This window comes from Mycobacterium sp., assembly GCF_035570115.1.
Taxonomy (GTDB): domain Bacteria; phylum Actinomycetota; class Actinomycetes; order Mycobacteriales; family Mycobacteriaceae; genus Mycobacterium.
Genome location: NZ_DATMLH010000316.1, coordinates 48,702 through 73,324 on the forward strand (window position 1 = coordinate 48,702; position 24,623 = coordinate 73,324).

General features: G+C 63.9%; 23 protein-coding genes. 13 read left to right on the plus strand and 10 right to left on the minus strand.

What is annotated here, in order from left to right; all coding sequences use genetic code 11:
• The 3 genes from VNW74_RS29725 to VNW74_RS29735 all read left to right on the plus strand — a co-directional run bounded on the left by VNW74_RS29725 (position 1) and on the right by VNW74_RS29735 (position 3,194).
• A complete protein-coding gene (locus VNW74_RS29725) occupies positions 1-834 on the plus strand; it encodes an SDR family oxidoreductase (RefSeq protein ID WP_325683660.1) in 834 nt (277 codons plus the stop codon).
• 66 nt (positions 835-900) lie between these two features.
• Complete coding sequence (locus VNW74_RS29730) at positions 901-1,704, plus strand: SDR family oxidoreductase (protein WP_325683593.1); 804 nt, start codon at positions 901-903, stop codon at positions 1,702-1,704.
• Positions 1,705-1,994: 290 nt separating this feature from the next.
• Positions 1,995-3,194: a helix-turn-helix domain-containing protein gene (locus tag VNW74_RS29735; protein ID WP_325683595.1), complete on the plus strand. Its 1,200-nt coding sequence runs from the start codon at positions 1,995-1,997 to the stop codon at positions 3,192-3,194.
• A gap of 57 nt (positions 3,195-3,251) precedes the next feature.
• Here the strand turns inward: VNW74_RS29735 and VNW74_RS29740 are convergent, their stop codons facing one another.
• On the minus strand, positions 3,252-4,019 hold the full coding sequence (locus tag VNW74_RS29740) for an SDR family NAD(P)-dependent oxidoreductase (protein WP_325683597.1): 768 nt from the start codon (positions 4,017-4,019) through the stop codon (positions 3,252-3,254).
• A gap of 706 nt (positions 4,020-4,725) precedes the next feature.
• Here VNW74_RS29740 and VNW74_RS29745 point away from each other — a divergent pair.
• The 4 genes from VNW74_RS29745 (at position 4,726) to VNW74_RS29760 (ending at position 8,231) form a co-directional block, all read left to right on the plus strand.
• Positions 4,726-5,667: an SDR family NAD(P)-dependent oxidoreductase gene (locus tag VNW74_RS29745; RefSeq protein ID WP_325683599.1), complete on the plus strand. Its 942-nt coding sequence runs from the start codon at positions 4,726-4,728 to the stop codon at positions 5,665-5,667.
• Between the two features lie 212 nt (positions 5,668-5,879).
• On the plus strand, positions 5,880-6,542 hold the full coding sequence (locus VNW74_RS29750; RefSeq protein WP_325683601.1) for an HdeD family acid-resistance protein: 663 nt from the start codon (positions 5,880-5,882) through the stop codon (positions 6,540-6,542).
• A 62-nt stretch (positions 6,543-6,604) separates the two neighbouring features.
• Positions 6,605-7,228 carry a sigma-70 family RNA polymerase sigma factor gene (locus VNW74_RS29755; protein ID WP_325683662.1) on the plus strand — a complete coding sequence of 208 codons (624 nt, stop codon included), beginning with the start codon at positions 6,605-6,607 and terminating at the stop codon, positions 7,226-7,228.
• Between the two features lie 238 nt (positions 7,229-7,466).
• Positions 7,467-8,231 (plus strand): alpha/beta hydrolase family protein, encoded by a 765-nt coding sequence (locus VNW74_RS29760; protein ID WP_325683603.1) that lies wholly within the window; start codon positions 7,467-7,469, stop codon positions 8,229-8,231.
• A 27-nt stretch (positions 8,232-8,258) separates the two neighbouring features.
• Here VNW74_RS29760 and VNW74_RS29765 read toward each other — a convergent pair whose 3' ends face one another.
• Positions 8,259-8,753: an ester cyclase gene (locus VNW74_RS29765; RefSeq protein WP_325683605.1), complete on the minus strand. Its 495-nt coding sequence runs from the start codon at positions 8,751-8,753 to the stop codon at positions 8,259-8,261.
• A gap of 107 nt (positions 8,754-8,860) precedes the next feature.
• Between VNW74_RS29765 and VNW74_RS29770 the strand changes: the two genes are divergently transcribed.
• A complete protein-coding gene (locus VNW74_RS29770) occupies positions 8,861-9,466 on the plus strand; it encodes a TetR/AcrR family transcriptional regulator (protein ID WP_325683607.1) in 606 nt (201 codons plus the stop codon).
• A 216-nt stretch (positions 9,467-9,682) separates the two neighbouring features.
• Complete coding sequence (locus VNW74_RS29775; protein ID WP_325683610.1) at positions 9,683-10,825, plus strand: cytochrome P450; 1,143 nt, start codon at positions 9,683-9,685, stop codon at positions 10,823-10,825.
• A gap of 42 nt (positions 10,826-10,867) precedes the next feature.
• Here the strand turns inward: VNW74_RS29775 and VNW74_RS29780 are convergent, their stop codons facing one another.
• Positions 10,868-12,178, minus strand: coding sequence for a cytochrome P450 (locus tag VNW74_RS29780; protein WP_325683612.1), 1,311 nt, complete (start codon positions 12,176-12,178; stop codon positions 10,868-10,870).
• 378 nt (positions 12,179-12,556) lie between these two features.
• Here VNW74_RS29780 and VNW74_RS29785 point away from each other — a divergent pair, with 378 nt between their 5' ends.
• Together VNW74_RS29785 and VNW74_RS29790 are read left to right on the plus strand one after the other, a co-directional pair.
• On the plus strand, positions 12,557-13,849 hold the full coding sequence (locus VNW74_RS29785) for a Rieske 2Fe-2S domain-containing protein (protein ID WP_325683614.1): 1,293 nt from the start codon (positions 12,557-12,559) through the stop codon (positions 13,847-13,849).
• 137 nt (positions 13,850-13,986) lie between these two features.
• A complete protein-coding gene (locus VNW74_RS29790) occupies positions 13,987-15,441 on the plus strand; it encodes an aldehyde dehydrogenase family protein (protein ID WP_325683616.1) in 1,455 nt (484 codons plus the stop codon).
• Between the two features lie 34 nt (positions 15,442-15,475).
• Here the strand turns inward: VNW74_RS29790 and VNW74_RS29795 are convergent, their stop codons facing one another.
• Genes VNW74_RS29795 through VNW74_RS29805 form a run of 3 tightly spaced genes read right to left on the minus strand, consistent with a single transcriptional unit; the run spans position 15,476 to position 18,164 of the window.
• Positions 15,476-16,426, minus strand: coding sequence for an SDR family NAD(P)-dependent oxidoreductase (locus VNW74_RS29795; RefSeq protein WP_325683618.1), 951 nt, complete (start codon positions 16,424-16,426; stop codon positions 15,476-15,478).
• Positions 16,423-17,610, minus strand: a complete 1,188-nt coding sequence (locus tag VNW74_RS29800) for a cytochrome P450 (protein ID WP_325683620.1) — start codon at positions 17,608-17,610, stop codon at positions 16,423-16,425. Before VNW74_RS29800 ends, VNW74_RS29795 begins: the two co-directional genes overlap by 4 nt.
• 47 nt (positions 17,611-17,657) lie before the next feature.
• A complete protein-coding gene (locus VNW74_RS29805) occupies positions 17,658-18,164 on the minus strand; it encodes a carboxymuconolactone decarboxylase family protein (protein ID WP_325683622.1) in 507 nt (168 codons plus the stop codon).
• A gap of 364 nt (positions 18,165-18,528) precedes the next feature.
• Here VNW74_RS29805 and VNW74_RS29810 point away from each other — a divergent pair, with 364 nt between their 5' ends.
• Positions 18,529-19,254 (plus strand): hypothetical protein, encoded by a 726-nt coding sequence (locus VNW74_RS29810; RefSeq protein WP_325683624.1) that lies wholly within the window; start codon positions 18,529-18,531, stop codon positions 19,252-19,254.
• 17 nt (positions 19,255-19,271) lie between these two features.
• Here VNW74_RS29810 and VNW74_RS29815 read toward each other — a convergent pair whose 3' ends face one another.
• Positions 19,272-20,219, minus strand: coding sequence for an alpha/beta fold hydrolase (locus tag VNW74_RS29815; protein ID WP_325683626.1), 948 nt, complete (start codon positions 20,217-20,219; stop codon positions 19,272-19,274).
• 269 nt (positions 20,220-20,488) lie between these two features.
• On the opposite strand from VNW74_RS29815, the gene VNW74_RS29820 reads away from it, so the two are divergent.
• On the plus strand, positions 20,489-21,202 hold the full coding sequence (locus VNW74_RS29820; RefSeq protein ID WP_325683628.1) for a hypothetical protein: 714 nt from the start codon (positions 20,489-20,491) through the stop codon (positions 21,200-21,202).
• Between the two features lie 160 nt (positions 21,203-21,362).
• On the opposite strand, the gene VNW74_RS29825 is transcribed toward VNW74_RS29820, so the two are convergent.
• Genes VNW74_RS29825 through VNW74_RS29835 form a run of 3 tightly spaced genes read right to left on the minus strand, consistent with a single transcriptional unit; the run spans position 21,363 to position 24,333 of the window.
• Complete coding sequence (locus tag VNW74_RS29825; protein ID WP_325683630.1) at positions 21,363-22,229, minus strand: SDR family oxidoreductase; 867 nt, start codon at positions 22,227-22,229, stop codon at positions 21,363-21,365.
• A complete protein-coding gene (locus VNW74_RS29830) occupies positions 22,226-23,461 on the minus strand; it encodes a cytochrome P450 (protein WP_325683632.1) in 1,236 nt (411 codons plus the stop codon). Before VNW74_RS29830 ends, VNW74_RS29825 begins: the two co-directional genes overlap by 4 nt.
• Entirely contained in the window at positions 23,458-24,333 is an 876-nt protein-coding gene (locus tag VNW74_RS29835; protein WP_325683634.1) for an NAD(P)-dependent oxidoreductase, read from the minus strand. Before VNW74_RS29835 ends, VNW74_RS29830 begins: the two co-directional genes overlap by 4 nt.
• Positions 24,334-24,623 lie beyond the last annotated feature (290 nt).

Below are 24,623 nucleotides of genomic sequence, written 5' to 3' on the forward strand. Positions count from 1 at the left end.
GTGCGCAAGAACGTCACCGTGGTGATCGGATACGGGGGGATGGGTCGCGCGATCAGTCGTCGGCTTGGGGCGGATGCGAGGCTGCTGATCGCCGACGTCTCCGCCGAGTCGCTAGACGACTGCGTTGCGCAGCTCGTCGCCGATGGCTTCGACGCCCATGCCAAAGCCACCGACGTGACCTCACCGGAGTCGGTGGCCGAACTCGCCAACACCGCGTCGGCGCTTGGCCCGATCACCCGCGTTGTTCACACCGCCGGTGTGTCACCCGCGCAGGCCCCAATTGAGCAGATTCTCGCCGTGGACGCTGTCGGACCTGCACTGGTCTTGGAGGAATTCGGTGCGCACGTACAGTCCGGTGGGGCTGCGGTCGTGATAGCGAGCAACGCCGGCCACATGTACGGACGGGTGTTATCGCCGGCTGATGAGTGGGCCCTGATGACGCTGCCGGCGCGAGAGCTGATTGCTTCGCCGTTGTTGAACACCGACCGCTATCACGACCGGGCCACCGCGTATCAATTCGCCAAGCTCGCCACCCAACTGAGGGTGCGCGCAGCGGTTCCCCAGTGGGGCGAACGTTCAGCCCGGGTCAACTCGGTCAGTCCCGGCGTCATCGCGACGGCGATGGGGCGCGCCGAACTCACCGGTGCCGACCAGCAGCTAGTGCACCAACTTATCGCCGGCTCGCCTGCCGGCCGGATGGGTACGGCCGAAGAGATCGCCGCGGCGGCGGACTTTTTACTCAGCCCGTCGGCCTCGTTCATCACAGGTGCCGACCTGCTGGTGGACGGCGGAGCCATCGCCACGATGGCGCTCGCGTACCCGCCGGGCAGCTGACCACCGTCCACGCTGGACATAACCAATGCAGGCCATCACCAGAAACCCGAAAGAGAGATCAAGTCAATGCAATTCGGTAGCGAGCCCAGCACCACGAGCCTGACTCCGTCCGCGCATCCGGCAACCTCCGGTACGCGCTTCGCCGGACGCACGATCGTGGTGACGGGGGCGGGCGCCGGCATCGGTCGGGCGACCGTTTTGGGCCTGCTCGTCGAAGGCGCCACCGTCGTCGCCGCTGAGGTGGCACCCGACCGCCTGCAGTCATTGAGCGAACAGGCAGGCACCGAGCGGCTGGTCGCCATTGCCGGGGATCTCACCGATCAGGCGGTCGTGGACCGCGTCGTAGCCGCCGCGGGTTCCCGGGTGGACGGGCTGGTCAGTGTTGCCGGAATTTACGACGGCTGGCTGCCGGCCGCCGAGATAGACGACACGACGTGGCACACCGTGATCGATCTGAACGTCACGGTGCCGATGCGACTGACGCGCGCGGTGCTGCCGGCGATGATCAGCGGCGGTGGCGGCGCGCTGGCCTACGTGTCATCGGAGGCTGGGCTGCGTGCATCAATGTCCGGCGCCGCCTACACCACCTCAAAGCACGCGCTCAACGGGTTCGTCAAGTCGGTGGCCTTCTATTATGGCCCGCTTGGCGTGCGGGCCAACGCGGTCGCGCCGGGCGGCGTTCATACGGGGATGGAAGTCGCATTCCGGTCCGAATACGCCCAAGAACGCACCGCCGCCGCTCTAGCCACGGCGACCCCGATCGTGGAGCCCGAGGTGGTGACGCGAGCATTGCTGTGGCTGTTGTCCGACGACTCGGCGAATGTCAATGGCGTGATCTTGCCGACGGACGGCGGCTGGAGCACTGTCTGAACAACGGGAGTAGCCCACACTTCGCAAAACCCCGACCGGCTGCCCGTGGTCTCAGATATCCGAGGCATCGGCTGCTGGGTGGCACACCCGAAAACTGCCCGTTAGGATACGGTATACATGCGCGGCGGGTTTCCACGTTTACGCGAGTTCGCAGCGCTACAAAGGAGTCCCGATGCCGTCCAGCGGTTTGATGTCCGCAGCTGTCCCGACGCGCTTGACCACCCCGAACTCGGGCGGTTAGGGCCAGTGTCTCAGCGCATCGCGGCTGGTCAACCCCGAGTAGCTGCACGATGACCCAGTTGCCTGTCGCCGGCGTGCCGTCGCAGCACAGCGCCGGTCTGGTGACGGCGTTGTCCGAACGCGCTGAGACGCTGGTGGATGACCTGGTACGGATCGTTGCTGCTGCCCCCAAGGCATCAGAGTCGGCCTGGATTCCGCCCCCAGTCGAGGGGCGAGCGACGTGTCTGGCGAACGTGCGGTCGCTGGTGGCGGGAATGGCGGCACCCTCGCAGTTCGATCCGCGACCGGCAACCGTGGGGGGAGCCGACCGCGCCCGGCAAAGGATGGCGGTGTCGTCGGTGATGGAAGGCATTCGCATTGTCTTCCGTCACCTTTGGCAGGTGTTGGTCGACGAGGCGGCCCGACATCCCAGTGTCGATGCGCAAATTCTGCAAGGTATGACCGCGAATCTGCAGCTGACCGAGGAGTTGTTCACCGCCGCGATGTTCACCGGTTATCGTGACCAGCTCCAACGGCAGGTGATCGAGGAGATGTCGCAGGGATCGTTGATGATGGACACCCTGCTGCACGGCCACACTCACGACCGGTGGAGGCTGTGGGAGATCGCCAACTTCCTGCGACTGCCCACCGAAGGACCGTTCACGGTCATTGCCGCTGAACTGGACAGCGTGGGAAACGAGGTACTGCCCGATATCGGGTCGAAGCTGCGCAGCCTCGATGTGTTCTCGGCGTGGCGGCGGCTACCCGATCTGCAGGTGGGGGTTGCCCACGTCGCCTCCGAGCGCCATCGCGAAAATCTGATCGCGTTGTTGACGCGGATGGCCACCCGTCGCATTGGTGTCAGTGCCTGCTTCGACGACTTGCGCGATACACCCATCGCGTTGCACTTCGCCAAGGTTTCGCTGCGCGGCCACGATCTGGCTGACGCGAAGGTCGCGGTGTTCGATGGGTCCATGTTGGCCACCGCCGCGGTCAGCGCTCCGAGGGCCATGGTGAAATCGGCCGCGGTCGTTCTGGATGGTTTCCATGACCTGCCCGACCAGGTGCGTGACAGGCTGTTTGACACCTTCCGCGTGTGGGTGGACAACGATGCATCGATGAGCGCGAGCGCCGAGGTGCTGTCCTGTCATCCCAATACGGTGCGTAAACGGTTGCGTCGCATCGAGGAACGGACCGGCCGTTCCCTGTCTCGCCCGCGCGATGTCATCGAACTGAGTCTCGCGTTAGAAGTGCATCGCCGGCTGATGTAGCCAACGCAGAGCGCAGACCGGTTGTGGTGCCGGGTTTTTGGTCCCGGCACCACAGGGTCACAGCGGGACGCGATAGCCAGCGTCGAGGCGCGGGGTGCCGGCGTTGTAGAAGCCGTTTTCGGCGATATGTGCGCACAGCGCCGCGAATTCTTCGGGCTTGCCAAGCCGATGAGGGTTGGCGAAGAACTTAATCTGGCTGGCTGCCGCCGCACGCCCGGTGACGTCGAGGATCGGGGTGTCGAAACCGCCGGCCACGATGGTGTTGACCCGGATGCCGCGGCCGGCGAATTCGCGCGCCGCCGGTAGCGTCATGCCGATGAGAGCGGCCTTGGTGGCCGCGTAGCCCAGCATGCCGGTGGTGCCGTCCTCGCCGGCGACCGACGACGTGTTGACGATGACGCCACGCTCGCCGTCAGCGTCGGGCTCGTTGGTCAACATCACTGCCGCAGCCCGGCTCATCATGTTGAAGGTGCCCGCGACGTTGATGGTCCACATCCGGGTGAACTCGGCCACGTCAGTCGGGGCGCCGTCGGCGCCCACCAGCGGCACGAAACCCTGGATGCCGGCGGTATTGATATTGATGTCGATCCTGCCGAACCTTTCCAGCGCAGAACTGATCGCGGCGGCGACTTGTTCGGGGTCCGCGATGTCGGCGCCCACGCCAAGCGCCGCCTCGCCGATCTCGCCGGCGAGTTGGGCGGCGAGCTCGCCGCGCCGTCCAATCAGCACGACGTTGGCGCCACGCGCGGCGAAGTCGTGGGCTACCGCCAGGCCTAAGCCCGAGGTGGCCCCGGCGACGATGACGGTCTTTCCTTTGATGTCCATGGTGAGTGTGCTGTGCCTTTCAGAAGCGGAGGATCGCCGTCACAGTCGTATACATCGAGTCGCTGGCTGAACCTGCCCGGCTGCCAAGCCAAATTTGCCGGGACTGCTCGGGCGAAAAAGGAATGGATCTAACAACATTCGCAGGCACCGTCGCCGCCGCGAGCACCCGCGACCAGTGGCCGCTGGCTCCGATGACCGGCTGCGCGAATGCCAGGCAGACCTCCTTTCCGGCCTGAGTCGGCCGTGGCTTGCCCGCTCGCCGGCGCGGCGTTGCCGATGTGCGATGCCGTGCCTGCCGTCGTCGACGACGTCCGGCTGCCGGACTGTTGTTGTGGTGTTCTCAATCGTCGCGATCGCAGTGACAGCCGTCGATGTCGTGCAGTACACCGTCGATCGAGCGTCGGTGTTGTCGCCGATATCCGGGTGCGCTTAGCCCGGTTGTAATCCGGTTCTGCGCGCGCGGGTTTCGGCCTCATCGGCGATGATCTCGCGACGCAGGAGACAGTCATCGAGCGTTCGCGGCGTTATTGAGTGAGTTCGAGGGAGATCCGCCACAGACGATCGGCGTTGGCGTGGTCCACTGCGTACGGAGCAAACCCACCGATGTGGCCGCTGCGCTTGGAAGGTTCATCTCCGGGCCATGCCGGCTACTGCGGTGTTACCGAATTTGGTATACGGTATACGGACGGTCTTTGAAGGAGGCAACGTGACATCGAGCGAGTTGATCAGCAGTAAGTTCTCCCGACACTCCACCGCCGACGACGTCATCGCGGGCATTGACCTGTCAGGACATCGCGCGGTGGTCACCGGCGCCAGTTCGGGGATCGGCACTGAGACCGCCCGCGCGCTGGCTTCGGCGGGTGCCCAAGTGTGTTTGGCCGTGCGCAACCTTGACGCGGGTCGCCAGGTCGCCGCGGTAATCGAAGAGCAGACCGGGAACTCCAATATCACGGTCGAGCCGCTGGAGCTGGCCGACCGCGCCTCGGTGCGAGCATTCGTCGAAAGATGGCGTGGCCCGCTGCACATCCTGGTCAACAACGCCGGCGTCATGGCAGAGCCGCTACGGCGCACCGCGGAGGGATGGGAACACCAATTCGCCACCAACTACCTGGGGCATTTCGGGTTGTCGGTCGGGCTACACGACGCGCTGTCCGAGGGTGCGCCAGCCAGGGTCGTGGCATTGACGTCGAGTGGCCACTTCTTTTCGCCGGTTGTTCTCGATGATCTGCAGTTCGACCGAAGGCCTTACGACCCGTGGCTGGCCTATGGACAGTCAAAGACCGCGATCGTGCTTTTTGCGGTGGAGGCGACTCGCCGCTGGGCCACCGACGGTATCACCGCCAACGCGGTGATGCCCGGGGGCATCCGGACCAATCTGCAGCAGCATCAGTCGGGCCCCGAATGGGAGGAGATCGACCGCAACTACGACTGGAAGACGGTCCCAGAAGGCGCCGCAACGTCGGTGTTCGTGGCGACCTCGCCGCTACTGGACGGCATCGGTGGCCGATACTTCGAGAATTGCCAGCAAGCACCGGTCGTGGATCCCCAGATCGGCCATGAGCGCCAACAGGGTGTGGCTGCCTATGCTCTTGACCCGCAGACCGCCGAACAGCTCTGGGATGTATCGCTGCAGCTGCTCGACCAGTAGGCCCGTTACCCGGCTCGCCACGTTCACCGGGCTGCCGAACCAGTCCCCGAGGAACTGAGCGCTGTAGAACCAAACGACGCCCGTCGGACGCCGCTCGGGGCGCATCGTCATGCGGCTGTGTGCGGGCTAGGTGCGCCTGTGGCTATGGCGGCGGCAACACCGCTGTGTGGTCTGTGGTGTCTGAAAATACATCGACATTGGCGTCCGATGGAATGACGATCGACGCATTGGTCGGAAATGTAAGGGCGGCAACAAAATCATCAGCCGCGCACAAAATAAGGAGCATCATGAACGGCGGTCTCGATCAGCAGCTGTGGAAGGGCGCGCTGGTAGCGAGCGTCCTGACCACCGTCTTGGGCGCGATGGTACTGCTATGGCCCGGTCCCACAATCCTTGTTGCCTCAACCATGTTTGGCGTCTACCTGCTGATGAGCGGATTCGCAGAACTGTTTTTGGCATTTACATTGCCCCCATCCGCAGCCACACGCCTCATGCTGTTTCTCACTGGCGCGCTGTCGCTTGCCTTGGCGATATTGTCCTTCCGCCACTTCGGCGAGGATTATGCCGTTCTACTCCTGTCCGTATGGATGGGAACTGGTTTGATCCTCCGGGGTGTTTCCGAGAGTGCGGTTGCGCTGAGCGAGCGGGACTTGCCCGGGCGGAGCTGGTATGGCGTACTTGGCATCCTGTCCATGATCGCCGGCGGCATCGTGCTTGCTTGGCCGTTCGATTCCGTCATCGTGCTTATCCTCGTTTCCGGCGTGTCACTGGTGATCCTCGGCTTCGTCCAGGGCGTGCAGGCCTTCCAGATCCGCAGCGACACCAAAGCCGCACGGGAAACGTTCGAGGCCCTGTACAACTGGCTGGCAGCGTGACGACGCAACACCTGCCCGCGCGACCGATCGGCAGCGGAGACCCGATATACACCCCAGCCGACATCACGCTACTCAAACCCGCCGAGTGCGACTTCCGTGCCGATGACCTGAAAGTGACGGAGTTGACTGCACGGTTTGAACAGGAGGTGCTGCCCCTACGGAATATCCTATACCGCAATGCGTTTCGTATGAGCCGGAATCATGCGGACGCTGAGGACCTGGTGCAGGAAACCATGATGAAGGCGTACGCGGGCTTCCATTCCTTCCAGCGTGATACCAACATGCACGCCTGGCTGGCGCGAATCTTGAAAAACAGCTACATCAATGGTTATCGCACGAAGCGGCGTCGACCTGTGCAGTACTCCACCGAAGAGGTGACCGAGCAACGTTTGGTAGATACGTACTCCCGGTCTGCGCCGGCGCAGCTGCGCTCCGCCGAAGACCAGGCGCTAGATTCCTTGGAGGATAACGAGATCAAGACGGCGATGCAGGCACTGCCGGAGCACCTTCGCAACGTGGTGTATTACGCGGACGTCGAGGGTCTGCGTTACCAGGAGATCGCGGCGATTATGAACACCCCAAGGGGGACCGTGGCGTCGCAGCTTTCCCGTGGCCGCAGGCGACTACGCAGGCTACTCGATGGCGTCGGCGATGCCGGAACCGAGACGATCTGCGCTGCGGTGTGACGCCTACGTCCGATGTTCAGCCGGCGGCTGGAGGTGGGATGCAAGTGCTGGGGCCCCGCTGCCCGATTCGAACGTGCAAGGTCACGCGGGCTGAATCTCGGCGAGAGGTCGTAGGCGCGATAGTATTTGACGGAAGTGCCAGGATTGATGCGCTTGCCGGTACGAGACTTCAATCATCTAATTCGTAACGTTTGGCCGACAGCACAATCAATCGCGAAGGGCATGGTAAATCTCTACCATGAGCGAACGTGTCGTGTTCCGTAGCTCCACGGGCCCGCATCTGGCAGGGATCATCGAGGTGCCGGAACGAGAGGTGCGCGGTTGGGGCGTGTTTGCGCACGGCTTTACGCTCGGTAAAGACTGCCCGGCCGCGGCCCGGATCTGCAAGCAGCTGGCCGCGGACGGTATCGGCATGCTGCGCTTCGATGCGCTGGGTCTCGGTGCATCAGAGGGAGACTGGGGTGACGGGTCGTTCACCGTCAAGGTCGACGACATCGTCAAGGCATGCGAGTTCATGGCCAACCGTGCGACCCCGGCGGGCATCCTGGTTGGGCACTCGTGGGGCGGCGCGGCCGTGATCGCCGCGGCGCGGCAGTCGTCGGGTGTGCGGTCGGTTGTCACGGTGGCAGCGCCGGTCGATCCCCGCCACGTCGAGCAGCACTACGACGCGGTGGTCGAGCGGGTGCTGTCGGAGGGCGCGGCCGAGTGGATGGTCGGTGGGCGCACGCTGACCCTGAAGCGGGCATTCGTCGAGGATGTCCGCGCGGCTCACCTGCACGCCAAGATCAAAGGCTTGCGCCTGCCCCTGCTGATCCTGCACTCACCCACCGACAACACCGTCGGCATCGAGAACGCAAGCGAGATCTTCCGCTTGGCGCGCCACCCGCGCAGCTTCGTCTCACTCGAAGGTTCTGACCATCTGCTCACCGCCCGCGGCCAGGCTCAGCGGGCAGGCCGAATCATCGGCGCCTGGGCGGACGCATACCTCGACAATCCACGTTAAGACTCGTCCGATGACCTGAGCGCGATGTCACGTGCGCGATCTGGTGGCGTGGTGAATGCCGGTCTGCTTGTTGAGGATGGCTAGGTCATAGACCGCGTTGAGGTGACACGCCTGCTCACCGCGGAAGGCGAATATCTCGAGCCCTTCGAACGTGAAGGCATTGCCGGTGCCCTGGATGCCGGCCGGCAGAAGTACGCCAGAAAAGTGGCCGCTGCCCCGCCAGCTGAACGCGGCCTGCCGGACATCGGTGCGGAACATCGGCGGTGCGATCACTTCCCACACCAGATCGGGGTATGCGGTGATGACGAACCGCATGTAGTCGCTGGCGCTCTGGGGGCCCTGCACGACCCAGTCAGTCAGGCGGGTTGTCGGCGAGTCCAAGACAAAGTCATCGGTCACTAATTCCTTGAGCCGATCTGGCTCGTGACTGTTCCACGCGTCGATCCACCGTTGATACCACGTGACAGCGAAATTGGGGTCGAGGACTCCGGCCTCTGCCTCGGGGACGGTCGATGTCGACACCCTGGCTCCTTCGATCGGCTCAGATTCGGACGATCGTCCGAATCTGTCCATAAGAATTTAGCACGCATTAGAATGAGCGCAAGTGCCTGCGCTAAGGTCGGCTTGGCATGGGCGATGGACTAGACACCAAGGCGGTCAGAACGCGCCAACGCATCCTGGCCTCGGCAGCGCGCGAGTTCGCGGCGCGCGGTTTCGATGGGACCAGCCTTCGTCAGGTGGCGGCCGGGGCCGACCTGACACTGGGCAGTCTCTACTTCCACTTCACCACGAAAGCCGATCTTGTCGCTGAGGTTCTGCGCGACGCTGTCGACTTCGCACTTGCGCGCGTCGACCAGGCCATCTCCGAACTTCCCTCGGAGCCAGGCAATGCCGAGGCACTGTCGGCCGCCGTGCGGGCGCACCTGCATGCTCTGCACGAGAGTCGTGACCGCGGTGCGGCCGTCGTGCGGGTGATGGACGGGGCGTCCACCGCCCCTGTCCCGGCGGCGCGTGCCCACGCGCGCCGATACATCACCCGCTGGCGCACGCTTGTCAAAGAAGCCCAGCGCGACAACGTGGTTAGTTCGGGCGTTGACCCTCGGGTTCTCACCGATCTGCTGCTTGGCGCGATGAACGCCACAGTCGGCCCCCGCCAGCTCGCGCCGCACCAGGTCGACACAATCGCCGTGACGGTATGCGAGGTTTTCCTGCGGCCCGCGGCCAGCCCGGGATGAAAGTAGGGCTCGAAAGTCATTGTTTGGGTGAGGATGTTGTCGACGTTGGTGCGGCCGATGCGAGGACATCACCCTCAGCGGACTCGCTACTTACGGCATCAACAAACCGCGAGAAGTGGACTAGATAACGCCGAAGTCGGCTGTCGGGTTTGGGCCAACAACCCTAATGTGGAATCGGTGCAGCCGAGCAGCCGTGTAGACCAAAACCCTTACAAGATGGGCGTGCCAGAGGTCTATGACTTCTACGATGAACTGCGTTCATGCCCCGTGCAGCACAGCAATGCACTCGGCGGCTTCTACTGGTTGACGCGCTACGACGACGTCCGTGCGGCGGCTCAGGACTCGGAGAATTTCTCCTCGGCACGCAAGGGTGTCCTGCTTCCTCCCGACCCGTCCGCGCCGCGGATGCCGGCCATCGAGCAGGATCCTCCCGAGCATGCGGCTTGGCGGAAGCTCTATTTGGAGCCTTTAACGCCGGAGAAGCTCAGGGCCGTCGAGCCTCGGCTCCAGGCCATCGCGAACGAAGTCATCGACGAGTTCTCAGGCACCGGCGAGTGCGATCTGATGGATACCTTCGCCGCACCACTGCCGGTGCTCGGCATGTGCGAGGTGGTCGGCATTAGCGGCGCTCCGGTTGCCCGAATACGCGACTTGTCCTACCAAATGACCAGGAGCGTCACCGATCCCGAGCGACGCGCCGCGCTCAACTTGGAGATCGGCGCGCTCGTGTTGGACGAAGTCTTAGCGCGTAGGGCGCAACCCCGCGATGACTACCTCACGCGAGTGGCCCATGCCGAAATCGATGGACGGCGGATGGACGAGCCGGAGATCATGCGGTTCATGATCGGGTTCCTTGTCGCCGGGCACGAAACGACCACCTCAGCCCTGGGTACCCTGTTATTCCACGCACTTTCGCGGCCGGACCTGAAGCGGCGCATGCTTTCCGACGACAATGTGCTCACTACTGCAATCGAAGAGACCGTGCGTTGGGGCACGCCCTTCCACGCATTCAACCGCACGACGACCGCTGCCGTGCGGATAGACGAAGTAACCATTCCAGACGATGCCACGGTGCGCCTGTGCTTTGCAGCGGCCAATCGGGACCCCGCCGTCTATGAACACCCGGATGTGTTTGACCCCGATCGGACGACCACTCGCCATCTGGGCTTTGGCCACGGACGACATGTGTGTCTGGGCGCGCCTTTCGCTCGGCTCGAAATGCGAACGGGGTTCCGGGAATTGGTCCGCCGGCTTCCCGATATCCACTCGCTGGAGACCGATCTCGAATGGGATTTCGTCGGTGGCTGGCTCGCGGTGCCCAGCAGATTGCACGTCAGGTTCATCCCCGAGTCGGCATGAGTCAGTCCTCCGCGAATAGGCCGGACCGAAACCGGCTACTCGCTAACCTTCGCTCTGTAGGCCTACCGGGGCCGTGCCACCACTGGTGGCCATCGAGCGGCGCACCAGGGGGATCCGCATCCGGCCCCAGATGAGCAAACTGGGCCGGTCGACCATGTGCTCCTCGTCCAGGGCGAACTCGCGCAGGTGAGGCAAAATCCCGCGGAGGGCGGCCCGGGCTTCCATTCGGGCCAGTGCCGCACCGAGGCAGAAGTGGATACCCTGCCCGAAGCCGAGGTGCCCCGGTTTCCGGGTGATGTCGAAGCGGTCCGGGTCGGTGAAGTGCGCCGGGTCATGGTTGGCCGCACCGATCATATTGAGGACGATCGACCCACCTGGGATTGTCACGCCGGACAACTCGATATCTGACGTCGTCTCCCGGAAGACGAATTGGAACGGCGAGTCATAACGCAGTGACTCCTCGATCGCCGCGTCAACCAGAGCTGGGTCGGCGAGGAGCAGATCGAGTTGGTCCGGGTTGCGCAGCAGTTCGACGATCACGTTGCCGATGAGGTTCGCGGTGGTTTCGGTCCCCGCTCCCAACAGCGTGAGGACGAAGAGGACCCCTTCCGACGCCGTCAGCGCATCGTTCTCCGCGGCCATGATGTCGCTGAGCAGGTCGGTACCAGGGTCCTTCGCGCGTTCTGTCATCAACGGGACGAAGTAATCGGCAAACTCGGAGATCAAGCTGTAGTGCGTGGCCAACCAGGACGCTGTGCCACGAGTCTCATGGGCGTTCAACTGTGTGGAGAGGATCAGCGCCCAGCGCTGGAACTTCTCGTCATCGGAAGCGGGCAGGCCGAACAGCCGAGTCATCACCCGCAGAGGGATCTGACTTGCCAGGTCGGCGTACACGTCGAATGTCGGCGCATGGTCGATGCCATCGAGGCAGCGCGCAACCTCCTCTTCGATGTAGCCGCGCAGCGCCTCGATCCGGCCACGGGTGAAGGCCCGATTGACGCTGCCTCTGATTCGGGTGTGAATGGGCGGGTCTGCGCCCACGATGACCGACGACGAGAGCAATTCTTTGGTGTCGAGCAGCATCGTTTCGAATATCGGGGCGAGCTTCTCGGCTATCGATGAATCGGACATGTCCACCGTCGGCCGGACTGTCTCCAGACCATTCGGCCGGTTGGAGAACGCCTCTGTGCGCGTGTACAAGATGCGAACATCGTCCAGGCGAACGACTGTCCAGACACCCGATTCGCATTGACGTACCGGGGCCTCCCGATGCAGCCGCGCATAGGTGTCAAAGAGTCCCTCACGGCACGAAGGGTCGAACGGCTCGTAGTACAAAGGGTTCTCGTCCTGCATCACAATCTCCCATGTTCTCCCGCGTTGAAGATATCTCACGATAACCTATCGTGTGTACACGCAAGCTGCTCCTGGCGTTCGCGCAAAGGATGTTTTGCGTCCGGCGTTGGCCGCCAGCGTGAACTCGACGGTTGGCGCGTAAACGCCCGGTCTCAGGTTGCCGCTGTCGACGGTCATGGGACCCCTTTCAGCAAGTCAATTGCGCGCGATGGCTCAGGCCCGGTTCCACCTGGCCGATCTTGCGACGCAATCCGCTGACCACGTCTTGTCCTCTCCGCTGCCGCATCGTTGCCCGACCCTCGCCCGAGCGATACGATATAATATCATCCGATATGAGGTCTAGTGGGGCCTCCGCCAAGGCAAGCAGGGGACGGGCAGATGTCAGTCGAGGAACAGGTCGCCGGGCATCAACCGAGCGGATCCACCACAACCGGCCGCCGGCCACCTCGCGCCGCGACTACCCCCGCCGGCACCGCTGCGTCGCTCGGCATCCGTGGACAGATCCCGAAGATGGGCCTTGTGGAGTACTGGTACCCCGCGATCGCCGACAACAAGGTGCCCAGACGCAAGCCGACGCGACGGCGCATCATGGGGCAGGACATCGTCTTCTTCCGCAATGAAAAGGGCGAGGCCGTTGCGCTCACGAATTGGTGCCCACACCGCAATGCTTCACTCGCCCAGGGCTCGTGCCACTTCAAGGGCACCATCACGTGCCCCTACCACGGGCTCACCTTCGACGAGAACGGCACACCCCTGGCGTTCCTCGGCGAGGGTCCAGACTCGACATTCGCCCAACAGCGTCGCTCGTCGGCGCGGTCTTATCCCACCCAAACCCACAAGGGCATCGTCTTCATCTGGATGGGCGAGGGTGATCCAGCGCCAATTCAAGAAGACGTCCCACCGGAATTCTTCGACGACAGCGCACTGGTGATGCATGCTGAGCAACGCTGGAAGGTCAACTGGCGGGCTTCGCTGGAAAACCTGCAGGATGCGCACGTGTTCTATGTCCACCGCAACTCCCTGGAAGTGCTCTCTCAGGACGTGAATGGCTTGAACATGCTGCTCCATATTGGTCCTGATCGGCCTGCCACCAAGGTCATCAATGGGCGGGCACTGGTTTTCGAGAACCCCCGCTTCTATGACTTCATCGACTCCGATCAGCAGCGCAAGACGCAGGCGACGACCAAGCGCCCGTTCCGGGACACCTACCCAGGCCTGGGAAATGCGCCGTTCCCCAGGACTACGACGCGCCTCCACCTGGCCCGCGCGATGGGATTCCTGCGTCGTCATCTGCGGCCGAAAATGGACTGGCTTGTCGACGATGTCGAGTGGGCGATGGGGGTGCACATGCCCACCACGTTCCGACTGGACTACCAGAGCCACGTCTATTCGCGGGTGGTGACCCCGATGGATGAGGACAACTCGTGGATCTTCTACTACACAACGACCTATCCGAAGTCCAAGCGCCGGCGGATGTTTAATCGTTTCCTGTTCCACGCCTACTACAACTGGAAACAGCATCGCAACTTCTCCGGCCAGGACAAGCGCATCGTCGAAGCGCTCAACTACGAGAACGTGACCGAGAAGATGTCGACATCGGATGCGTTCCCAGTCGCTTGGCGCGAGATGGTCATCGAGCACGCGCGTAAGCCGGAACGGCGCAATGTCTGACATTCCGGGTGTCGGCCTGACCCACATCCCAGCGGCGGCAAAGGATTTGAGTAACTGGCCGGGCGCCAAGGTCTTCGCCGTCTAGCCCGTAGTGACCGGTTAGTCCCGGTCCAGCACCACGATCAGAAAGCGCTGCAATGCAATTGCTCGAGCCGGTGTCCACCCTTCCCATCGGGGTTCTTATCGGTGCCGAACTGCGCACCGAAACCAGCACTGGAACCCTGCCCCACTTCAACGCGGCCACCGGAGAGCTCCAACGTGAATTCGTTGCCGCAGGCGCCGACGACGTCGACGCCGCCGTCGCCGCAGCGCGCGTGGCACTCCCGAGCTGGCGCGCGTGGAGCCCGCCGGATCGGCGTGACGTCCTGCGGCGATTGGCTGACCTGCTGCGCCGGCATGGGCCGGAATTCGCCGCGATCTCCACTCTCGAGGCCGCCATGATCGCTCCGCGCGCCGCCGCACAAAGCAATCGCGCAGCCGATTGGGTGGACTACTACGCCGGCTGGGCGGACAAACTGGAAGGTGCCACCGTGCCGATAGTCGGCACCTTCGACTACTCGGTGCACGAGCCGATCGGGGTGGTGGCGATACTGCTCAGCTGGAACGGGCCGACCACCACGATCGGGATGAAGGTGCCGGCGGCACTGGCCGCCGGCTGCACCGTCGTGCTGAAGCCATCCGAGCTGGCCCCCTTCTCGGCGGTCCGCTTCGGCCAGCTGTGCCTGCAAGCCGGGCTTCCCCCCGGCGTTGTCAACGTGGTGCCGGGCGGTCCCGATGCTGGCGACGCCCTGGTGCGGCACCCCGGCATTGACAAGATCAGTTTCACCGGTGGTCCGGACACCGCCGCGCGCATCCAGGCGGCGTGCTCGCAGACATTGACACCACTGCTGTTCGAACTGGGCGGCAAATCGGCCAGTCTGGTGTTCGCCGATGCGGACCTGGACGCCGCCGCGGAACGCGCGGCCGCCGGGATCACGGCGATGTCCGGCCAGGCTTGCGTTGCCCCCACCCGATTGCTGGTTGAACGATCGGTCTACCCGCAACTCATGGACCGGGTGATGGACAACCTGTCACAGGTCGAGCTCGGTGATCCCCAGCGGCCGGAGACAACCATGGGGCCGGTGATCTCCGCGCGCGCGGCCGCGCGGATCGTCGGCACCATCGAACAGGCTCGCGACGAGCGCGCTGGCACGTTGCTCACCAGCACCGAGCTGTCCGGTGGACACACCACGGGATACTTCGTCGCACCCACCGTGTTCGGCGACGTCGATCCCGGCAGCGAGCTGGCCAGAAACGAGGTCTTTGGCCCGGTGCTGTCAGTCATGTCGTTCGGCGACGAGGCCGAGGCGATCGAGCTGGCGAATTCGACGGCATTCGGCTTATCTGCGTACGTGAGCACTGCGAACGTCGGGCGGGCACTACGCTTGGCAAATCAACTGAACGCTGGAAATGTCGCGGTGAATGGCGGCTTGATCGTCGCCGGACCCTACGCCAGCTTCGGCGGCTTCGACCGCAGCGGGTTCGGCAAGGAAGGCGGGCTCGCTGGGCTGATGGAGTACGTGCGAACCAAGAACGTCAACATCGCCTACTGAACCACTACCTACTGACGCGAGGATCCCGGCTCGCTCAGCTGTCAACCGCGAGCCCAACAACACTCTGAAACACTCGCGTGCGCCAGGCGTTGAAGTCGCGCACGCCGTCAGGCACCAAAAACGGTGAACGTTGCTGGATTGCGTCCCAATGTTCACGCACGAACTCCGGTGAGAACTCGTCGGGAATTGCCTGGACACCCTCGGCCGCGGCGGTGAAGACCTCGCCCATCCGCGCCGCACTTGAGGCGAAGAAGCGACCGTTCACCAGGCATTCTTCGTGCACGAGCCATGCCGCCGCCGGCGCCACCAGTGCGGGACTCATGTCGATCGGCAGTGGCCCATAGGCGTGGCTGACCGACTGGTTGCCTCGAGTCATGGCGCCCGGCAGCAAACCGTTGACGAGAATTCCCAGCGGTGCGCCGTCGGCCGACATGCCCCTGGTGAGGCCGGTCAATCCGCCTTTCGCCGCGTCGTATGCCGCGTGTAACGGATTACCGAACAACATCCCGTCGACCGAACAGACGTTGAGGATGCGCCCGTAACCGGCCGCCGCCATATGCGGCCACACCGCCTTGGCGACCTGAAACGATCCCCGCACGTGCACCCGATAGCAGGCATCGAGCGTCTCGACGGAGAGATCGGCGAACGGGTCGACCAGCACGATGCCGGCATTGTTTATCAGGATGTCCACCCGACCGAACGCTTCTAGCGCGAGGGCGGCCAACGAAGCGGCTCCCTGCGCGTCGGCGATGTCGGCAGTGTTCGAAACCGCGCGCCCCCCGCGCTCGGTGATCAACTCGACCACCTCGCTCGCGACTCCATCGGTCGGATCGCCGGCGTACCGTCGTGCATCGGCTGCCGAGCCGATGTCGTTGACGACCACCGCGGCGCCCCGCTCGGCGAGAAGTAGTGCGAACTCGCGCCCGATTCCCCGGCCCGCGCCTGTGACGATCGCGACCCGCCCGTCGAATCGCACGTCGCTCATCGCGGATCCCACCGGATTGGCAACGACGAGCACCCTCGCCACCGGTCGAATCCGCCCTGCTCCAGTGGCCCGGCCAGCCCCAGTCGGGGCAGTTTGCCTATCAGCTGACGCGCCGCCTCGATCAATTGGGTTCGCGCCAATTCCGCACCCAGACAGTGATGTACGCCGAAACCGAACGTCAAGTGCTTCCGCGCGTTCGGGCGATGAATGTCGAATGTGTCGGGGTCCGCAAATACCGACGGATCATGATTAGCAGCGCCATTGACGATGATGATGTGCTCGTTGGGTTCCAGGGTGACGCCGTGGACCTCGACGACCTCCCTGGCAACCCGGTACTCGGCCTGCAGAGAACCGTCGAATCGCAGCGATTCCTCGACGGCGTTGCCGGCCAGATCGAGGTCCGCACGTACCGCCTCGTAGGCGTCTGGGTTCGTCAGCAACGCGCGAAAGAAGTTGCCCAGTTGGCTTGCCGTGGTGTGTAACCCCGCACCGAGCAGAAGCACAAGCGTGTAGAGGACCTCTTTCTCGCTCAGGGTTTCATCCTCCTCACGCGCCTCCAGCAGGCGTTTGACGATCCCGCCCTCAGCGATGTGGCGATGGGTGCCGACGAGTTCGCGCATATACGCCGCAGCATGGCCCGACGCCGCTTCCGCGGCGGCGACGGCACCCGGGTCGGTCTGTGCGATCGAGAAGTAGCTGGTCACTCCGCGATAGCGTCCGATGTCCCAGAGCCACTTGTTCCACATCTGTGCATCCGAGACCGGTACGCGCAACAGCTCGGCGGTCACGGTGGCGGACAACTTCAGCGAGAAGTCGCTGATGAGGTCGGCCTCTCCGCGCTCCTGTATGTCATCGACGAGACCGGCAACGATCTCGGCGATGCGATCTCGCAGCAGGTTCACCGATTGGACGGTGAATGCCTTGGCCACCAACCGGCGCAGGCGGGTGTGCTCCGGCGGGTCGACGGTGTGGAAGTTGGGGTAGGGAACGCTTTCCTGGCCGAAGACGGCGGGCTGGCGCAGTATCTGCAGGACATCGTCGTAGGTCGAGAAAACCCGGTATCCCGATGGGGCCGTCCAGCCCGGGTGTTCACGCAGCTGGGCGTATACGTCGTAGGGGTACTCGCGGTAGGCCTGTCCCGCCAGGGCCTCGGCCAGCTTGAGCGATGAGGGAGACGTCGACATCTCAGGGCCCTGCCTTCCCGTCGCAACCGTGTGATTCAACGACGATTTCAGAATTCCGAGTCATATCCGAGGTCCTGATCAACCTGCAACGCAACCTGGATGCGACTGTAAAAGCCATACAACGCGCTCAGAGTGGTCAGCTGAACCTGTTGTGGCACTGTCAGTTCGGCTGAGATTCTCCGCCACAGATCGTCGCTGACGTCCTGACGCTCGACCGCGGCCGCATAGTCGACGATCAACTGGTCGCTGTCGTCGAGCACACCGCGTTCACCGTTACGGATGGCATCGACGCACTCCTTCGAGATGCCCACCCCCGCAGCGGTGGGTGCGTGATGGCCCCACTCGTAGCCGTTGCGCAGGACCGCAGCCACGCTCAACGTCGCGAGTTTCCGGAACCTCGCCGAGACGTCGCCGCGCGCGAGGCAGCCAAAGAGAGCCAGGTTCGCATCCGCTAGAGCCGCCGGATGGCCGATCGACAGTGCGAGATTCGGCGGAGTCGAGTTCTCGCCGTGGCGAGTGTATTCGGAGATCGTCCCCAGAGGCGTGCGGGCCATTCCGATATTATATCAGAATATCCGATTCTCACCGGGCGGGATCTGCGCCACGCTCTTCGTGCCGAGCAATCGCCGTGGAGGGCCGCAACCGGGCCGGTGCTCGGCACTGAGATCAGCACCGCCGCTTACTGATTGCGGGCCCTCGCGACATTCACGTCACCGCGGCTGGCCGGGCGGTGACCTGGCCTGGGGACCTTGCTCGGTGGCTGGCCGAATTACGGCGATGCCTCGTCCGCCCCGCCGAAGGTCGGTGCAATGGGCACGGCCGGTCCCATCTTGTTGGCCGATCGGTCTATCGCTATCGGTATCGTCAGATATGATATCGATCACAGGTGCATCGTCGTCACGAGCATAAGGAGCCAGGTTGTCTACGCGTAGCCAGACCGTTCTCGTGTGGTGGGCTCTGGCCTTCCAGCTGATGTTCGGCCTTGCGGCCGTCTTTCTGGTGCATGTGGTTCCGCCGCCGCCACCGACAAATGGCGACAGTCAGATCGCCGGCTTCTTCGCCTTCCACAGCACATCCATCCTGATCGGCGCGGCGCTTGCCGTGACGGCCACCGGATTCAGCATCCCGCTGGCCGCCGTCGTCAGCGAACAGATGGCACGACTGGGACCCGGCATGCGGGTGTGGGCCATCGTGCAGGGCATGGGTGGGGCGTTGGTCAGCGTTTACCTGGTCTTCCCGGCACTGATCTGGGGTGTGGCGGCGTTCACGCCGGAACGGGCGCCGAGCGAGACTCGCATGTTCAGCGACCTAGCTTTTCTTGCCCTTGTCACCACGACGCCCTACTACATCTTCCAGGTCATCCCGATCGCTTACGTGTGCTTGAGCAACGAATCCGACTCTCCGTTCTTCCCACGATGGTTCGGATACTTCAGCATTTGGTCGTTCATGATCACCGAAGTCGGCCCCCTGGGGTTCCTGACCAAATCCGGACCGTTCGCGTGGAATGGCCTGATCGTGTTCTGGCTCCCGGTAGTGATATTCACCAGCTGGTTCTTCGCCCTGTGCTACGTATTCCTCACCGCTCTCGCCCGCGAGTCATCGGAGACGAAACTCAAGCAATCCTTGTCCGATAAGGCTGGATAACGTCGCATCGGGCAACGCTAGTCCTGGAATGACGCCACGACCTGGACGAGCGCGTCCGGCGCCTCCCAGCCGAGAATGTGGCCTGCACCTGGGACGGTTACCAGTCGCGCACCGGGGATCCCTGCGGCGAGGCGTCTGGAGTGGCTCGACGGCGTGGCGCGATCCGCAGACCCGACCATGACCACGGTCGGTACCGTGATCTCGCCCAGGCGCGGGTAGCGGTTCTCGCGCTCGAGCGCCCGCAGGATCGGCAGCAGCGCCTTGTGGTCCTGCCGGACGAAATCCTGCAGGAACACCGAAATCATTGCCGGCGAAGGGCATTTGCCGAACTGGGCGGCACCGAAGAGAATCCCGCCGATCCTGGCGCGTATCAGCCGTTGCAAAATGCCGCTTTGCAGCAGTGGAACTTGCAACCGATTTTGCGGCGCTCCGTCGAGAATCCGACCAGCCAGGGTTGCCAAGAGCACCAGACCCCGCAGCCGCCCCGCCAGACCGGGATGGTCGAGGACGGCGCGGATCGCCACGAACCCGCCCATGGAATGACCGACTAGCACGCCGTCACATACATCGAAGTGATCCAGCACAGCAACACAGTCCGCCGCCATCGCCTCCGAACCGGAGCCAGCGGAACCGAGCGTGGAGCGCCCATGGCCCCGCTGGTCGAAGGCGATGACTCGGTGACCGCGCGCCATCAGCGCGTCCCACACGATGTTCCATGCCGCGACGGAGCCGCCATAGCCGTGGGCCAGCACCGCAGTCGGGCCCGCCCCAGCGACCAATGCGCGCAGCACCGTCCCGTCCGGCCGGGTGATGCAGACTTCCGCGCCGTCAGGCTCACGGGCGAGCCGTTCCAGCGGGAAGGGGTCTGGATTACGTTCGATCTTCGCGGCCAAAGTTCGCGCCACTAGTAGAGCCACACCAACGATCGCACTGGCAACCACACCCCCGGCGGATCCAGCCCTCATCGGATGTGCCCCTCCCACTCGGTCGCCCGAGCCTCGACGCATCGACATTGCCGCGACGCCGCCAGATCGAACTCGGCAGCGCAGCCTCGGTCGCCTTGTCGACGGGTTGCTTTCCAAATGCATCCGCGCATTCTGGTTTAACGCGACACTATATATTACGATACAATATCGGCACTGGCGTCTGTTGTGCCCAGGCATGCCCGAGGGTCAGCCGCCCCCGGTCGTGCTCGCGTCCGTCGTGAACCGAAAAGTGACCTGAGGAGTTCGACATGTCGTCGCGCAGCCAGTTGGTACTCATCTATTGGTCACTCGCCTTCTTGGCGATCTTCGGCTTTGCGTTCTACTGCTTGCTTCATGTGGTTCCGCCGCCGCCGCCCAGCAACAACGACGACCAGATCGCCGGCTTCTTCGCCTACCACAGCACGTCTATCCGCATCGGCGCAGCGCTCGCCATGACCGTGTGCGGTTTCAGTCTTCCCTTTGCCGCGGTTATCAGCGTCCAGATGGCGCGACTGGGACGCGAGATGTGGGTGTGGGCGGTCCTGCAGGCCATGGGTGGCGCCCTAGTGAGCATCTGGATCGTCTTCCCAGCCCTCGTTCAGGGAACCGCATCGTTCACGCCGGATCGCGCGCACGGAGTGACCCGGGCGTTGAGTGACCTCTCATTCCTTGCCCAGGTCACGACGACGCCCTACTACATATTCCAGGTCATCCCAATCGCTTACGTCTGCTTGAGCACCAAATCCCACTCCCCGTACTTCCCGCGGTGGTTCGGATATCTGAGCATTTGGTCGTTCCTGATTACCGAAGTAGGACCCCTGGGGTTCCTGACGAAATTCGGACCGTTCGCGTGGAACGGTCTGCTCGTGTTCTGGCTCCCTGTGTTCATCTTCTTCGCCTGGGTCATCGCGCTGGCTTCCATATTCATCACCAATCTCTCCCGCGAGTCGAAGGATTCAGAACTTGTCGAGTCATCCGGCTGACGGGTCGAGAACGGCGTTGCCACAGCCTGTTCCAGTGCGACCACCGCGACGGCCTCCAGCGGAGGCCGCGCGCTCCCCGCTGGCCTACTGGTGACGGAGCCTCACTGCCGCAACGTAACCTATTGGCCGCCAACCCAATTAGACCAACCATTCGCCATGGTCAGGCAATGGGCTGAGGGTTGAGATCTTCCTCGAACCACATGCCCACCCGTGCAAGGGTGCCACCATCGGTGGATCCAATTGTGGCGCCGGACATGTACGCCGAGTCGTCGGACACCAGAAACAGCGCCACCTTGGCGTTGTCGCGCAGCGACGGGGGTCGGGGCAGCTTGAGCGGGATTGACGACGCGGCCGGGTTCCACGGGCCCGCGACCTCTTCGTAGGACCGGCCGACCACCGGAGCCCCAGGCGGCATCAGGAAGTTGGGCGACATGCCGTGCGCGGGAGCGATTGCGTTCACCCGGATGCCGAAGCGCCCGAGGTCCAAGGCCAGCCCGCGGACAAGGCCGTTGACGCCGGCCTTGGTGGCGCTGTAAAGCGCAATGCTGTGGTAGGCAACCAATGACGCCGCCGATGACGTCGCCAGGATCGTGCCGCCACCGTTGGCCTTGAGCGCGGGGACGGCGGCCTGCGCGGTATAGACGACGCCACTGAGATTGACGCCCAATACGTGTTGCCAGTCGGCTTCGGTGAGGTCCTCGAACGCGACGAATTCGGCGCCGGCGACGGTGGGAACACCGCCGCGCGAGATGATCCCGGCGTTGGCCCAGGCGACGTCGAGCTTGCCGAAGTGGTCCACGGTCTGTTGAACGGCCCGTGTGATCTGGTCTTTATCCGCGACGTCGGCGGTGATTGCGATGGCGTCGCCACCTTGCTGCTCGACCAGCTTCAGAGTCTGCTGCGCGCGCTCGGAATCGATGTCGACGATACAAACATTGGCGCCTTCGGTGGCGAATAATTGCGAACAGTGCCGCCCCAGACCCGAGCCGGCGCCGGTGATCAGAACAACCTTGTCCTTGAGTTTCATGCTGCCACCACCGGAACTGCGGTAGGCCCGGGTAGCAGAAAGTTGTGGTTCCACGGCAATTCGCTCACCGGCATGGCCAGCTCGATCTTCGGCAGCCGGTCGGACAGGATCCGCAGTGCAGTGCCCAGTTCCAGTTTGGCCAGATGGCTGCCGAGGCAGAAGTGGGTGCCGATGCCGAACGTGAGATGTTTCTTGCGTGGTCGGTCGAAATCGATGATATCGGGCTCCTCGAAGACCTCGGGATCTCGGTTGGCGGCGCCCAGGAGGGACACCACCGACTCACCACGTTTGATCGGGCGGCCGGCCAGTTCGGTGTCCTCGGCCGCCCACCGCCACCGCTGCCGCTGCACCGGCGTGGTGAAGCGCAGCAGCTCTTCGAGTACCGGATCGGCGTTGAGCCGCAGGGCTTCCTGTGCTCGAGCCCAGCCACCGTCCTGGTTCAGCAAGCCCACCATCGCCAGCGAAATGCTATTGGTGGTTGTCTCGTGTCCGGCGACGCCCAACTCCGTCGCGATGGCGATCGCGTCGAATTGGGTCATCGGATTGCCGTCGTCATCGGCCGCAGTGATCATGGCGGTGAGCAGATCGTCGCCCGGTTGCTTGCGGTGCCGCTCGATTAGCTCCTCGAAGTAGGCATACATCCCGAGGATCGCCTGCGCGCCGCGCTTTCCTGCTTCGGCGTCCCCTGCCCGATCGACACCGTCGGAGATGTCCTGTGCCCATTTCTGGAACACGGTCCAATCCTCCGGAAGCACGCCCAGTGCATCACCGATGACGTTCATTGGCATCGGGAACGCCACCTGACGCCACAGGTCGATGGTGCCGCTGCCGTCTGCCAACGCGTCGTCAACCAGCGTCGAGGTGATGTCCCAGATCCGCTGGCCCAGCTCTTGGATCCGCCGCGGCGTGAAGGACTTGGCCATGATCGCGCGCAGACGCCGGTGATCGGGCGGATCGATGCCGCCTAGCCAGCGCTGATGTATGTGCCGGATCGGCGCAAAGGCTTCGGGGAGTTCGATCTCCATTCCGACCGTGGCCGCGTCACTGACGAAGGTCTCGGCGTCACCGAGCATTGCGGCGTTCTCGGCGTAGCGGAACAGGTACCACGACCCGGGCAGCGTCGCCATCGAGGCGTTGCCCCAGTGCACCGGGTCTTCGTCGCGATACCGCGAGTAGGTGGGATAAGGGTCGCGGAGCAGCTGTGGCTGTGATGGCGTGAATCGCTCGGTCATACGGGCTCCCTTGACGGTTGGCCTGATGCGTTGTTCGCCGCGCGCTGATAGGCCGCGGCGAGGCTGGGAAGAGACATCCGGGTGCTCGGCAGTTCGATACCGTGCTCGTCTGCCACCGCGAGTGCGGCGTTGACGTCCTTACGGGTGAGGTTCGCCAGGCCGACCGCGCCCTGAGGATAGGAATGCGCCATCGACGTGATGGCGTCCCAATTGCGGACGACCCAGTTGTCGGCAGCGCCGGCCGTCAGCAGCCCCAGCATCGTCGTCTCGTCGATGCCCTCGGCTTCAGCAAGGCTCAACGACTCGTGTACCGCGGCCATCGTGATCGCGATGACGAGGTTGTTGGCAAGCTTGGCGGCCTGACCGCTGCCGACTGGGCCCACATGATGGGTGGTGCCCAGCCGGGACAAGGCGGGTTCGCACCGCACGACGTCGCTCGGCTCGCCGCCCACCAGCAGGGCCAGGGTCCCGCGTGCGGCCGCGGCCGCCCCACCAGTGAACGGGGCGTCCACCAACGCCACCCCACGGGCCGCGGCCGATACCGCCAACCTGCGGCACGTTGCGGGATGGACGGTGCTCTGAATGACGATGACCGACCCCTGGCACAGCGGGCCGAGCAGGCCGGGAGCCGACGGAGAGCCCTCGACGACATCGACAACCTGCCCATCGTCGACGACGTTGACGAGCACGATCTCGGCTGCACTCGCGACGTCGGCCACACTCCGCGCACCGAGGGCTCCGGCCTGTACGAGTCGGTCCACCGCAGCCGGTCGCAGATCGAAGACGGTGAGGATGTTGGTGGGGACCACCAGGCGCTCGGCCATTGCGGCACCCATCGTGCCGAGCCCGACGTAGCCCACCCGCAGGGTCATCGCAGCCTGCCGTTTACCTCGGCGGTCAACGTGACGACCGTGAAGGTGCTTCCGTCGGTGAACGTGTCGTTGCAGGCATCGGTGAGTATCCCGGTGAACCGCGCGTTGGACATATTCGATATTATATCGCGATCGTGCGGCTTTGGTCCAGACGGGTGGACGTTGGGGTCAGGGCGGCCCGGGCTGCTGTCTGCGATTCGTGCCGGCCATCATGACCGCGATCGTCGCGGGATCGCTGCCTCGGCCCGGCATCGAACACGACGAGTTCGATACAGCCGTCGAGCAATCGG